This window comes from Streptomyces sp. UNOC14_S4, assembly GCF_020740835.1.
In the GTDB taxonomy this organism is placed as follows: Bacteria; Actinomycetota; Actinomycetes; order Streptomycetales; family Streptomycetaceae; genus Streptomyces.
The window spans coordinates 1-555 of sequence record NZ_JAINFC010001063.1 but is presented as its reverse complement, the minus strand read 5'-3'; the positions used below and the strand labels follow the sequence as shown (position 1 = coordinate 555).

The 555-nt window shown below is 67.7% G+C and carries 2 pseudogenes; both read left to right on the top strand.

The features are described from left to right. Positions 1–282 (top strand): annotated as a pseudogene (locus tag K6I34_RS37905) (2-oxoglutarate ferredoxin oxidoreductase subunit alpha); the annotation flags it as partial. Beyond that, positions 275–555 (top strand): annotated as a pseudogene (locus K6I34_RS37900) (2-oxoacid:ferredoxin oxidoreductase subunit beta); the annotation flags it as partial. The pseudogenes K6I34_RS37905 and K6I34_RS37900, both read left to right, overlap by 8 nt.

Sequence of the window (555 nt, the reverse complement as noted above, 5' to 3'; positions counted from 1 at the left end):
TCGACCTACGGCCCGATCACCGCCGCCGTCCGCCGCGTACGCCGTGACGGAGGCCGCATCGCCCAGGCGCACCTGCGCCACCTCAACCCCTTCCCCGCCAACCTCGGCACGGTCCTGGCCGCGTACGACACAGTGATCGTCCCCGAGATGAACCTCGGCCAGCTCGCCACGCTCCTGCGGGCGAAGTACCTGGTGGACGTCCGTTCCCACACCCAGATCTCCGGCATGCCCTTCAAGGCCGAACAGCTCGCCGCCGTGCTCAAGGAGGCCATCGATGACTGAGGCACTCTCCCTCGTGCCCAAGACCGACACGCCCCAGAGCATGAAGGACTTCAAGACCGACCAGGAAGTCCGCTGGTGCCCCGGCTGCGGCGACTACGCCATCCTCGCCGCCGTACAAGGCTTCATGCCCTCTCTCGGCCTCGCCCGCGAGAACATCGTCTTCATCTCCGGCATCGGCTGCTCCTCCCGCTTCCCGTACTACATGAACACCTACGGGATGCACTCCATCCACGGCCGCGCCCCCGCCATCGCCACCGGACTCGCCTCCAGCCG